Origin of the sequence: Chelatococcus composti (assembly GCF_014201415.1) — a bacterium.
GTDB lineage: Bacteria > Pseudomonadota > Alphaproteobacteria > Rhizobiales > Beijerinckiaceae > Chelatococcus_A > Chelatococcus_A composti.
The window spans coordinates 128,998-140,486 of record NZ_JACHEH010000006.1; the positions used below are offsets into that span (position 1 = coordinate 128,998).

Below are 11,489 nucleotides of genomic sequence, written 5' to 3' on the forward strand. Positions count from 1 at the left end.
CTTCGTCACGCGCCCTGCCGCAGGGCCGCGGCAGCGGCGAAGGTGCCGATCACGATCGCGACAAGGGAGAGGGCAACAAGGACGAGAAAGGGCGTGAGGAAACCGACGGTGGCGGCTGTCGCCGCATTTGCCGCCGAGACACCGAAGATGAGGGTCGGCACCATCAGCGGCATGACGAGGATGGCGAGCAACAGCCCGCCGCGCCCGAGCGAGGCCGTGAGCGCCGCCCCCACCGCACCGATGAAGGTCAGCGCCGGCGTGCCGACGAGAAGGGTTGCCGCCACGGCCAGCATCGCCTGCGGCGTCAGGGCGAGCAGCAGGCCGAAAAGCGGCGCGCACAGCGCGAGCGGCAGGCCCGTGGTCAGCCAGTGGGCCACGCCCTTGGCCGCCACCAGCACCTCGAGCGGCGTGTCGCTCGCCAGGATGAGGTCGATGGCGCCGTCCTCGACGTCGGTCTGGAACAGCCGGTCGAGCCCGATGAGCGTGGCGAGCACGGCCGAGAACCACAGCAGCGCCGGGCCTATGCGGGAGAGAAGGTTGAGATCCGGGCCGAGCGCGAAAGGCACGACGGCCACCAGCATCAGGAAGAAGACGAGCCCCATGGCGCCGCTGCCGCCGACACGGGCGGCGAGCCGCAGATCGCGCAGGACGAGGGCAAGGAAGGCACGCGTCATGTCAGGCCGCTTCCGTGTTCGCGCATTCGTGCCCGTGCGCAATGGCGCGAAACCGCCAGGCCGGGCTCCAGCCGCACCGCTCTCATGCCTCATCTCCCTGCACGGCGCCGGACGCGCCCGAACCCGGAGCGTGGGCGTCGATGTCCAGCGTCTTCGCCCCCTCCAGCCCGAGCGGCGCATGGGTGGCGGCGATGATGAGACCGCCTTCCGCCAGGTGCTCGCGCATGATCCCGGCGAGCCGGGCCTGCGAGGCCGCGTCGAGGGCGGAGGTCGGCTCGTCGAGGAGCCACAGCGGGCGATGGGAGACGAAGAGCCGCGCGAGCGCGACGCGTCGCCGCTGCCCGGCGGACAGGTAGCCCGCCGGCAGGTCCGCAGCGCGGGCGAGGCCCACGCGGGCGAGCGCCTCGCGCGGCGACATCCGCGGCCGGCCCAGCATGGCGCGGGCGAAGGCAAGGTTCTCCTCGGCGGTCAGGGCCGCCTTCAGCCCCTCCTTGTGGCCGACGTGGTTGGTGACCTCGGCGAGCGTCGCCTCGCCGATGCCCTCCGCCCGGATTTCCCCGGCCGCGGGCGCGAGGCGGCCGGCGAGCATGGCGATGAGGCTCGACTTGCCGGCGCCGTTGCGGCCCGTCACGACAAGCGCCTCGCCGCTCGCGAGCGAGAACGAGAGGTTGCTGAACAGGAGGCGTTCCCCGCGCCGGCAGGCCAGCCCCTCAACCGAAATGCGCATGAGCCCGCCTCTCCCGCATGCCTGCCTTCTTTAGAATGATTGTCGTCCGTGTAGCGGAACGCAGGAAAATTCTCTATATGACCGGTGGCTGCGCCGCGCGCCTCGTCGCGTGGATCCCCGGGCGCCCCCGGAGCGGCGCGCGCACTTCGCGCATCGGCCGAACGAACCTCTAGTTCGATCATCCGTGATGTGAGGATCCCGCCGTGACGACCATCGACAGTTTCAAAAGCCGCAAGACGCTGACCGTCGGCGGCAAGACCTACACCTATTACTCCCTGGCGGAAGCGGAGAAGAACGGCCTCGAGGGCATCTCGCGCCTGCCCTTCTCGATGAAGGTGCTGCTCGAGAACCTGCTGCGTTTCGAGGACGGGCGCTCCGTGACGAAGGATGACATCGTCGCGGTCAAGGAGTGGCTGGTCAACAAGGGGGCCGCGGGGCGCGAGATCGCCTTCCGCCCGGCGCGCGTGCTGATGCAGGACTTCACCGGCGTGCCGGCGGTGGTGGATCTTGCGGCCATGCGCGATGCAATGAAGCAGCTGGGCGGTGATCCGACGCGCATCAACCCGCTCGTACCGGTCGATCTCGTCATCGACCATTCGGTGGTCGTCGATTTCTTCGGTTCGTCTTCCGCGCTCGCCCAGAACGTGGCGCGCGAGTATGAGCAGAATCAGGAGCGCTACCGCTTCCTGAAGTGGGGCCAGAGCGCCTTCAACAACTTCCGCGTCGTGCCGCCCGGCACCGGCATCTGCCACCAGGTCAACCTCGAGTATCTCGCCCAGACCGTCTGGACGAAGACCGAGGGCGGCGAGACGGTGGCCTATCCTGACACGCTCGTCGGCACCGATTCGCACACCACGATGGTCAACGGCCTCGGCGTGCTCGGCTGGGGCGTCGGCGGCATCGAGGCCGAGGCCGCCATGCTCGGCCAGCCCCTGTCCATGCTGCTGCCCGAGGTCATCGGCTTCAAGCTCACCGGCCGCCTGAAGGAGGGCGTGACGGCGACGGACCTCGTGCTCACCGTCACCCAGATGCTGCGCAAGAAGGGGGTCGTCGGCAAGTTCGTCGAGTTCTATGGCCCCGGCCTCGCGCACATGACGCTCGAGGACAAGGCCACCATCGCCAACATGGCGCCGGAATATGGCGCGACCTGCGGCTTCTTCCCGGTCGATGCCGAGACGCTGCGCTATCTCGAGAAGACGGGCCGCGACGCCGACCGTATCGCGCTCGTCGGCGAGTACACCCGCGCGCAGGGCATGTTCCGCGAGGAGGGCACACCCGACCCGGTGTTCACCGACACGCTGGAGCTCGACCTCGGCGACGTGGTGCCTTCGCTCGCCGGCCCCAAGCGTCCGCAGGACCGCGTGACGCTGGCCGACGCCAAGGCCGGCTTCCTCGCCTCGCTCGAGAACGAGTTCAAGAAGCCGGGCGAGGCCACCAAGACCGCGCCGTCCTCCAACCTGCGCGGCGACACCTTCGAGCTCGGTCACGGCGCTGTCGTCATCGCGGCGATCACCTCCTGCACCAACACCTCGAACCCGAGCGTGCTCATCGGCGCCGGCCTCCTCGCCCGCAAGGCGCGTGAAAAGGGCCTGAAGCCGAAGCCGTGGGTCAAGACCTCGCTCGCGCCCGGCTCGCAGGTGGTGGCAGAGTATCTCGCCAAGTCCGGCCTGCAGGCCGACCTCGACGCCATGGGCTTCAACCTCGTCGGCTTTGGCTGCACGACCTGCATCGGCAACTCTGGCCCGCTCGAGGCGCCGATCTCGAAGACCATCAACGAGGCCGACCTTGTCGCCGCGGCGGTGCTGTCCGGCAACCGCAACTTCGAGGGCCGCGTCAACCCGGACGTGAAGGCGAACTATCTCGCCTCCCCGCCCCTCGTCGTCGCGTACTCGATCGCCGGTTCCATGCAGGTGGACCTCACCACCGAGCCGCTCGGCACGGGCTCGGACGGCCAGCCCGTCTTCCTCAAGGACATCTGGCCGTCGCCGCAGGAGATCCAGCAGTTCATCGACGCCTACATCACCAACGAGATGTTCCGCTCCAAGTATGCGGACGTCTTCAAGGGTGACGAGAACTGGCAGAAGATCGACGCGCCGACCGGGCAGACCTACGCCTGGGACAGCAAGTCGACCTACGTCGCCAACCCGCCCTACTTCGTCGGCATGAGCAAGACGCCCGAGGCGCCGAGCGACATTGTGGGCGCGCGCATCCTGGGCCTCTTCCTCGATTCGATCACGACCGACCACATCTCGCCTGCCGGCTCCATCAAGGCGGCGAGCCCGGCCGGCAAGTATCTCATCGAGCACGGCGTGGCAGTCGCCGACTTCAACCAGTACGGCACGCGCCGCGGCAACCATGAGGTCATGATGCGGGGCACCTTCGCCAACATCCGCATCAAGAACCAGATGGTGAAGGACGAGGCGGGCAACGTGGTCGAGGGCGGCTACACCCTCCACTGGCCGGATGGCGAGCGCCTGCCGATCTACGACGCAGCCATGAAGTACAAGGCCGAGGGCGTGCCGCTCGTCGTCTTCGCCGGCCGCGAGTACGGCACCGGCTCCTCGCGCGACTGGGCGGCCAAGGGCACCAACCTGCTCGGCGTGCGCGCCGTGATCGCCCAGAGCTTCGAGCGCATCCACCGCTCCAACCTCGTCGGCATGGGCGTGCTGCCGCTCGTCTTCGAGGAGGGCACCTCGTGGCAGACGCTCGGGCTCAAGGGCGACGAGACGGTGACCATCCGCGGCATCGCCGACGGCCTCAAGCCGCGCCAGACGCTGCAGGCCGAGATCACCTTCGCCGACGGCACGGTCAAGACTGTGCCGCTGACCTGCCGTATCGACACCCTCGACGAGCTCGAGTACTTCAGGAACCGCGGCATCCTGCACTACGTGCTGCGCCAGCTCGCGGCCTGATCCGGGCCCGGCTTGCCGGCGCTTGCACAGTGGCCGGCAGCGGGTTTATGGAGGACAACGACGCCGGCGGTTGGACAACCGCCGGCGCTCATGTATAGGGAACCGCTTTCAACGGAACCTGCGTTCGGCGGATGTCGGGGTGCCCATCCGCGACCGCTGCTCCGCCCCGCCGCAAACAGACAGGAGAGAGAAGCGATGGCTTCCACTTTCGAGACCGTCGCCGGCATCATCTCGGAGACGTGCGACATTCCCCGTGAGCAGATCACGCCCGAGAGTCACGCGATCGACGATCTCGGTGTCGACTCGCTCGCCTTTCTCGACATCGCCTTCGCCATCGACAAGGCGTTCGGCATCAAGCTGCCGCTCGAGACTTGGACGCAGGAAGTCAACGAGGGCAAGGTGCCTGCCGAGGAATATTTCGTGCTGAAGAACCTTTGCGCGCGCATCGACGAGCTCGTCGCCGCCAAGGCCTGACGCACGCCTGAACACGCCTTTCCCCCGGCGGCGCGCCTCCGTCGCGGCGCCGGGACCGCCGGAACCCGAAGAACCCATGCGCCTCGAATATTTCCAGATGATCGACCGTGTCGCCCACTTCGACGAGGCGGGCGAGCGGCTCGAGGCCCATTCGACGGTGCCGATGGAGAGCCCTGTCTTCGAGGGGCATTTTCCGGACCATCCGCTGATGCCGGGCGTCCTGCTCACCGAGACGATGGCGCAGGCTTCGGGCTATCTCATCCTGGCGCTGACGCGCTTCACGCACATGCCCTTTCTCGCCGGCGTGGAGAAGGCGAAGTTCCGCTCCTTCGTCGGGCCAGGCGCGCCGCTCGTCATCGAGGCAAGGCGCATCCACCAAGGGTCCGGCTATGCCGTGACCAAGGCGAAGATCGCAAGCGGCGGCAAGGGCATCTGCGACGCCGAGCTCATGTTCCGCATGCTCCCCTTCCCCGAGGGGCTGTCAGACCGCATGCGCGAGCAGGCCCGCACGATCGGCCTTGCGCCCGACGCGCCTGCCCCGGAGGCATGACATGACGCGCGAGGTCCTCGTCACCGGCATCGGTATCGTCTCCAATCTCGGCGAAGGCATCGAGGCGCATCTGGCCGCCATCGACGCTGGCCGTCCGGGTGTGGTCGATACGGAACGCTTCAAGCCCTATCTGGTGCATCCGGTGGTGCCGCTCGAATGGGAGCGGCAGATCCCGAAGAAGTCTGACCAGCGGCAGATGGAGGCCTGGCAGAGGCTCGGCGTCTACGCGGCCGGGCTCGCCCTCGACGATGCCGGCCTCAAGGGGGACAAGGAGCTCCTCGGCCGGATCCACCTCATCTGCGCCGCCGGCGGCGGCGAGCGTGACTACCAGGTCGACAGCCAGGTGCTCACCGGACTGCCGCAGGCGGCGGACCCTGGTGCTTTCCTCAACGAGCGGCTGATGAGCGACCTGCGGCCGACGCTCTTCCTTGCCCAGCTGTCGAACCTGCTCGCCGGCAACATCTCCATCGTGCATGGGGTCACGGGCGCAACGCGCACCTTCATGGGCGAGGAGCAGGCCGGCGTCGACGCGCTGCGCATCGCCAAGGCGCGCATCGCCGCGAACCAGGGCGACATCTTCCTCGTCGGCGGCTCCTACAACGCAGAGCGGCCGGACGTGCTGCTCGTCTACGAGATGGCCGGCCTCCTGTGGAAGGACGGCTTCGCGGGCGTCTGGGAACGCGAGGCGAAGGGCGGTGGCTTCATTCCCGGCAGCGGCGCCGCCTTCCTCGTGCTCGAGGCGCGCGAGCATGCCGAGGCACGCGGGGCGAGGCCCCTTGCCCGCCTCACCTACGTGTGTGCCGACCAGGTTCGCCGCACGCCGGGCGCGGCCGGCGAGTCGCTCGACGGCCTCTTCGCTGCTGCAGCCGCCTTCGACCCCCGGGACGGACTCGTCGTCTCCGGCGCCACGGGTGTTGCCGGCATCACGGGCGAGGAGCAGGCGGTGCTCGACCGGCGCACGGGCGGCGCACGGCGCATCTCGACCGGCGACCTCTTCGGCAACATGCTGGAGCCGCAGTTTCCTGCCGGCGTCGCGCTGGCGGCGGCCCTTCTGCACCGCGGCGACGCGCGGCAGGCGGCGGTGACCAGCGTCGGGCACGCCCGCGGCGAGGGCCTCGCCCTCGTCGAGCGTATCTGAGCGGAGACAGCAATGGCCGCGCCACACAGGGACAAGCACGGACGCCCCCTCGTCGTCGTGACGGGCATGGGCGTCGTCACCTCGCTCGGCGAGGGCAAGGCCGACAACTGGGCGGCGCTCACCGCCGGGCGCTCCGGCATCCACCGCATTACGCGCTTTTCCACCGAGAACCTGCGCACCACCATCGCCGGCACGGTGGACTTCATCCCCGCCGAACCGTTCTGTGCGCCCGCCCTCTCCGAGCAGCTGGCGCTGCGCGCGGCGGCCGAGGCCGTGGGTCAGGCCGCCATTGGCCGGCCGGGCGACTTCCCCGGCGCGCTGTTCATGGCCGTGCCGCCGGTCGAGATGGAATGGCCGCAGCGCGAGGCGCTGGCCGAGGCCGGCGGGCGTAACGGCGAGACCGACTATGGCACCCTGCTCGCCGGCGCGCGCACGGGCCGCTTCAGGGCCTGGCACGAGCTGTTCCTTTTCGGCACCGTGGCGGCCCGCATCCAGGAGCGATTCGGCACCAAGGGCTCGCCCATCTCGCTGTCCACTGCCTGCTCCTCGGGCGCTACGGCCATCCAGCTCGGCGTCGAGGCCATCCGCCGCGGCGAGGTGCAGGCAGCGCTCGCCATCGGCACGGACGGCTCGGTGAATCCGGAATCGCTCATCCGCTTCTCCCTGCTCTCGGCTCTGTCGACGCAGAACGACCCGCCGGAGGAGGCCGCCAAGCCCTTCTCCAAGAACCGCGACGGCTTCGTCATGGGTGAGGGCGCCGCGGCGCTGGTGCTGGAGGACTACGACCATGCGCTGGCGCGCGGGGCGAAGATCCTCGGCTTCATTCTCGGCTGCGGCGAGAAGGGCGACGGCTTCCACCGCACACGCTCGAGCCCGGACGGGGCACCTGCCATCGCCGCCATGCGCGAGGCCATCGCGGACGCCGGGCTGACCCCGGACGACATCGACTACATCAACGCCCACGGCACCTCGACGCCGGAGAACGACAAGATGGAGTCGATGGGCTGCCTCGCCGTCATGGGCGAGCGCATGCGCGAGGTGCCGATCTCGTCCAACAAGTCGATGATCGGGCACACGCTGACGGCGGCGGGCGCCATCGAGGCGGTGTTCTCGCTGCTCACCATCAGCGAGGGGCGCATTCCGCCGACCATCAACTACAAGGTGCCCGACCCGACGATTCCGCTCGACGTGGTGCCGAACGTGGCGCGCGACGCGAAGGTCGGCCGCGTGCTCTCCAACTCCTTCGGCTTCGGCGGGCAGAACACCTGCCTCGTCTTCGCGGCGGAACCGGCATGAGCGACGAAACGGCAAGGCGTGTCCTCGTTACCGGCGGCGCCAAGGGCGTCGGCGGCGCCATCGTGCGTGCGCTCGTGGCGCAGGGCTTCGACGTCGACTTCACCTACCGGGCCTCGTCCGCAGCCGCCGAAGCGCTCGCCGCCGAGCTCGAGACGGCCCATCCCGGCCGCTCCGTGCGCGCCCTCGCGCTCGACCTCGCCGACCGTGCGGCGCTCGACGCCTTCTGCACGACCGCCGAGGAGACAACCTATTACGGCCTCGTCCACAACGCCGGCCAGTCCTATGACGCGCTGGCCGCCATGATGGTTCAGGACAGGGCCGAGGCGGCGATGCAGGTCAACTTCTGGTCGCTGACCCAGCTCGCCAAGAGCCTGATGCGCTCGATGCTGCGCGCCCGGGCCGGGCGCATCGTCGTCATCGGCTCGGTCGCGGCGCTGCAGGGCAACCCCGGCAATGCGGCCTACGCGGCCTCCAAGGGTGCTCTGCTCAGCTACATCCGCACGCTCGCGGTCGAGACGGCGAAGCGCGGTGTCACCGTCAACTACGTGGCGCCGGGCTTCATCGACACCGACATGATGGCGCCCTACGCAGCCTACCGCGCCAGCATGGAAAAGCAGATCCCCACCGGCCGCTTTGCCCGGCCGGAGGAGGTCGCCGGTCTCGTCGCCTTCCTTTTCTCGGAGCCGGCGGGCTATATCACGGGGGCTGTCCTGCCGATCGACGGCGGGCTCACCGCACAGATCGGCGTGCACCGCTGAGGCGGCACACGCCGGAACCACATTGTTGAGTTGAAGAGACGACGAGGCTCATGCGCGCACTAAGGCTCCACGGCGACCGCGACCTGAGGCTGGAGGAGGTGGACAACCCGCCGCATCCCGGCCCCGGCGAGGTGCAGATCCGCGTTCACGCCGTCGGGCTCAACCACATCGACGTGTGGGGCTTCCGCGGTATGGCCTTCGCCCGGCGCAAGATGCCGCTCATCGTCGGGGCCGAAGCCGCCGGCGCGGTGGTCGCCATCGGCGAGGACGTGACGCATGTCGATGTGGGTGACCGGGTCGTCATGTACGGTGCGCGCACCTGCGGCCATTGCCGGGCCTGCGTCCAGGGCCGTGACAACCTGTGCGAGAACGTCGGCGGCATCATGGGCTTCCACGTCGACGGCTTCGCCTGCGATTTCGTCAACATGCCGCAGCGGCTGGTCGTCAAGGTGCCGGACGAGGTCTCCCTGGAGGACGCGGCCTGCGCCCCCATCGCCTTCGGCACCGTGCAGCACATGCTCTTCGACAACGCGCGGCTGGAGCCGGGCGAGAGCGTGCTCGTCCATGCCGGCGGCTCGGGCATCGGCACAGCCGCCATCAAGATGGCCAAGGCCATTGGCTGCACCGTCTTCACCACGGTCGGCGACGACGAGAAGGGCGAAAAGGCCAAGGCGCTCGGCGCCGACTACGTCATCAACTACCGCAAGGAACGGTTCGAGGGCGAGGTCAGGCGCCTCACGAAGCGCAAGGGCGTCGATGTCGTCTTCGAGCACGTGGGCGCGGATACGTGGAACGGCTCGCTGCTCTGCCTCAAGCGTGGCGGACGGCTCGTCACCTGCGGCTCGACCTCGGGCGTGTCGACGACCATGAACCTGATGCAGCTTTTCCAGCAGCAGTATCGCATCTTCGGGTCGTTCGGCTGCTCGATGCGCAACATCCGCGAATCGCTCGACAAGATGGCCGCCGGCCTCACCCCGGTCATCGACACGGTCTTCCCGCTCGAGAATTTCGCACAGGGGCTGGAGCGGCTCGAGAGCCGCAAGGTTTTCGGCAAGATCCTGGTGCGCTTCTGACGATGCGGCCGAAGGTGGGGCGTATGGCACCGGCCCGGCCGCCAGCAGGCGGAGGGACGCACGGGTGAGGCCGTTTTCCATGCTCAAGCGCGCCGGGCTCGCGGTCGCCGAGGGCGTGATGATCGGCCTCGTGCGGGCCGTCTTCGGCTTCCTGCGCCTGCTCGGGCCCGAGCGGGCGAGCAACCTCGGCGGCGCCATCGCGCGCACCATCGGCCCCCTCCTGCCGGTGCACCGCATCGGCCTCGCCAACGCGCGCGCCGCCTTTCCGGAAAAGAGCGAGGCCGAGATCCGCGCCATCGTGCGAGGGGCGTGGGAGAACCTGGGCCGCACCGGCGCCGAATATGCCCATCTCGACGTGCTCTTCGACTACGACCACTTCAACCCGAAGCCGGACGCGCGGGTGGAGGTGAAGGGCATCGAGCATTTCGAGACCCTGCGTGACGACGGCAAGCCGGGCATCATCTTCTCCGCCCATCTCGCCAACTGGGAGCTGCCGGCGATCTGCGCCGCCCGCTACGGCCTCGACGCCACGGCCGTCTTCCGCGCCCCGAACACACCGGCCGTCGCGCGCGTGGTGCACGAGGTGCGCAGCCGCACGATGGGCGGGCTCGAGGCCGCGCGCCAGGGCGCGGCCTTCGCCATGCAGAGCGTGCTGGAGCGCGGTGGCCACCTCGGCATGCTGATCGACCAGCATTTCACCCGCGGTGTCACCGTGCCCTTCTTCGGCCGGCCAGCCAAGACGAATCCGATCCTTGGCAAGTTCGCCCGGCGTTTCGACTGCCCGGTCCATGGCGTGCGGGTGATCCGCCTGCCGGGTCATCGCTTCCGCCTGGAGCTTACGCCCCCCATCGAGCTGCCGCGCGACGCGGACGGGCAGATCGACGTCGAGGGCGCGATGGCCACCATGACGGCCGTGGTCGAGGGCTGGGTGCGCGAGCACCCGGAGCAGTGGCTGTGGATGCACCGCCGCTGGCGGGTTCCGGTGAAATGACGCCGGGCCTTGCCCGCGATCAAGGCAAAGTGACTTCCGCAACGGCGCGGCTTGCGCTTCATTGTGGCCCTCTGAAGAGGGATCGGTCTTCATGAAGCGCTGGGTCGCCAGCCTCGTCCTCGCCACCGTCGTGCTCACTGCTGCCACCCGGGATAACGCCCGGGCGGAAAATGCGATCCGCGGCGTCGTGGAACTGTTCACCAGCCAGGGCTGCTCGTCCTGCCCGCCGGCCGACGCGCTGCTTGGCGAGCTGGCCGGTGATGCCGGTCTCGTCGCCCTGACGCTGCCCGTGGACTACTGGGACTATCTCGGCTGGAAGGACACGCTCGCCAGCGCCGCCTACACGGCGCGCCAGCGCGCCTATGCCGAGCAGCGGGGCGACCGGCAGGTCTACACACCGCAGATGGTCATCGACGGCCAGCGCCATGCCATCGGCTCGGACCGCAAGGCGGTTGAGGCAGCGCTCGCCGCCGCGAAGGAAGGTGGCGCTATGAGCGTGCCGCTCACCATCTTCTCCGACGAGACGACGGTGCGTGTCTCCGTCCCCGCCGCTCCGGATCTCGCGGACGACGCCGGCCCGGTGGATGCCGCCGCCTCCGACGAGGAGGCGGCGAAGGGCCCGCCGAAGGGCGTGCTGTGGCTGATGCCGGTCAAGCGCCGCGAGCGCGTGAAGATCGGCCGCGGCGAGAACACCGGCCGCCAGGCGGTCTACACCAACGTGGTGCGCGGCATCCTGAAGGTGGGCAAGTGGTACGGCCGCGAGGCCACCTTCATGCTGCCGCAGGACATCGCCCGCCCGGACGGCTGCGACGGCTACGTGCTCATCCTGCAGCGGGGCACCAGCGAGGCGCCGGGGACGATCCTCGGCGCAGCCAAGAGTCCTGGCCTTTAACACA

The 11,489-nt window shown here is 69.1% G+C and carries 11 protein-coding genes; 9 read left to right on the forward strand and 2 right to left on the reverse strand.

Going from position 1 to position 11,489, the window contains the following annotated elements; genetic code table 11:
- Positions 1-5: 5 nt before the first annotated feature.
- Both ccmB and ccmA read right to left on the reverse strand, forming a co-directional pair.
- Positions 6-674, reverse strand: a complete 669-nt coding sequence (gene ccmB, locus HNQ73_RS13860) for a heme exporter protein CcmB (protein WP_183335479.1) — start codon at positions 672-674, stop codon at positions 6-8.
- 82 nt (positions 675-756) lie between these two features.
- Positions 757-1,401 (reverse strand): heme ABC exporter ATP-binding protein CcmA, encoded by a 645-nt coding sequence (ccmA, locus tag HNQ73_RS13865; protein ID WP_183335480.1) that lies wholly within the window; start codon positions 1,399-1,401, stop codon positions 757-759.
- Between the two features lie 203 nt (positions 1,402-1,604).
- On the opposite strand from ccmA, the gene acnA reads away from it, so the two are divergent.
- The 9 genes from acnA to HNQ73_RS13910 all read left to right on the forward strand — a co-directional run bounded on the left by acnA (position 1,605) and on the right by HNQ73_RS13910 (position 11,485).
- On the forward strand, positions 1,605-4,313 hold the full coding sequence (gene acnA, locus HNQ73_RS13870; RefSeq protein WP_183335481.1) for an aconitate hydratase AcnA: 2,709 nt from the start codon (positions 1,605-1,607) through the stop codon (positions 4,311-4,313).
- A 195-nt stretch (positions 4,314-4,508) separates the two neighbouring features.
- Positions 4,509-4,787: an acyl carrier protein gene (locus HNQ73_RS13875; protein ID WP_019400864.1), complete on the forward strand. Its 279-nt coding sequence runs from the start codon at positions 4,509-4,511 to the stop codon at positions 4,785-4,787.
- A gap of 76 nt (positions 4,788-4,863) precedes the next feature.
- Complete coding sequence (locus tag HNQ73_RS13880; RefSeq protein WP_183335482.1) at positions 4,864-5,337, forward strand: 3-hydroxyacyl-ACP dehydratase FabZ family protein; 474 nt, start codon at positions 4,864-4,866, stop codon at positions 5,335-5,337.
- Between the two features lies 1 nt (position 5,338).
- Positions 5,339-6,475, forward strand: coding sequence for a beta-ketoacyl-ACP synthase (locus tag HNQ73_RS13885; protein ID WP_183335483.1), 1,137 nt, complete (start codon positions 5,339-5,341; stop codon positions 6,473-6,475).
- A 12-nt stretch (positions 6,476-6,487) separates the two neighbouring features.
- Positions 6,488-7,771, forward strand: coding sequence for a beta-ketoacyl-ACP synthase (locus HNQ73_RS13890; protein WP_183335484.1), 1,284 nt, complete (start codon positions 6,488-6,490; stop codon positions 7,769-7,771).
- The gene (locus tag HNQ73_RS13895) at positions 7,768-8,529 is read left to right on the forward strand and encodes an SDR family oxidoreductase (RefSeq protein ID WP_183335485.1); all 762 of its coding nucleotides are present in this window, start codon (positions 7,768-7,770) and stop codon (positions 8,527-8,529) included. Before HNQ73_RS13890 ends, HNQ73_RS13895 begins: the two co-directional genes overlap by 4 nt.
- A gap of 50 nt (positions 8,530-8,579) precedes the next feature.
- A complete protein-coding gene (locus HNQ73_RS13900) occupies positions 8,580-9,602 on the forward strand; it encodes a zinc-binding dehydrogenase (protein ID WP_183335486.1) in 1,023 nt (340 codons plus the stop codon).
- A gap of 79 nt (positions 9,603-9,681) precedes the next feature.
- Complete coding sequence (locus tag HNQ73_RS13905) at positions 9,682-10,593, forward strand: lipid A biosynthesis lauroyl acyltransferase (protein ID WP_183335487.1); 912 nt, start codon at positions 9,682-9,684, stop codon at positions 10,591-10,593.
- A 91-nt stretch (positions 10,594-10,684) separates the two neighbouring features.
- Positions 10,685-11,485 carry a DUF1223 domain-containing protein gene (locus tag HNQ73_RS13910; RefSeq protein ID WP_183335488.1) on the forward strand — a complete coding sequence of 267 codons (801 nt, stop codon included), beginning with the start codon at positions 10,685-10,687 and terminating at the stop codon, positions 11,483-11,485.
- Positions 11,486-11,489: the final 4 nt, after the last annotated feature.

Coding starts and splice junctions, on each gene's coding strand:
- HNQ73_RS13880 (WP_183335482.1), top strand. CDS start 4,864: ATGCGCCTCGAATATTTCCAGATGATCGACCGTGTCGCCCACTTCGAC.
- HNQ73_RS13885 (WP_183335483.1), top strand. CDS start 5,339: ATGACGCGCGAGGTCCTCGTCACCGGCATCGGTATCGTCTCCAATCTC.
- HNQ73_RS13910 (WP_183335488.1), top strand. CDS start 10,685: ATGAAGCGCTGGGTCGCCAGCCTCGTCCTCGCCACCGTCGTGCTCACT.
- HNQ73_RS13895 (WP_183335485.1), top strand. CDS start 7,768: ATGAGCGACGAAACGGCAAGGCGTGTCCTCGTTACCGGCGGCGCCAAG.
- HNQ73_RS13875 (WP_019400864.1), top strand. CDS start 4,509: ATGGCTTCCACTTTCGAGACCGTCGCCGGCATCATCTCGGAGACGTGC.
- HNQ73_RS13905 (WP_183335487.1), top strand. CDS start 9,682: ATGCTCAAGCGCGCCGGGCTCGCGGTCGCCGAGGGCGTGATGATCGGC.
- ccmB (WP_183335479.1), bottom strand. CDS start 674: ATGACGCGTGCCTTCCTTGCCCTCGTCCTGCGCGATCTGCGGCTCGCC.
- HNQ73_RS13900 (WP_183335486.1), top strand. CDS start 8,580: ATGCGCGCACTAAGGCTCCACGGCGACCGCGACCTGAGGCTGGAGGAG.
- HNQ73_RS13890 (WP_183335484.1), top strand. CDS start 6,488: ATGGCCGCGCCACACAGGGACAAGCACGGACGCCCCCTCGTCGTCGTG.
- ccmA (WP_183335480.1), bottom strand. CDS start 1,401: ATGCGCATTTCGGTTGAGGGGCTGGCCTGCCGGCGCGGGGAACGCCTC.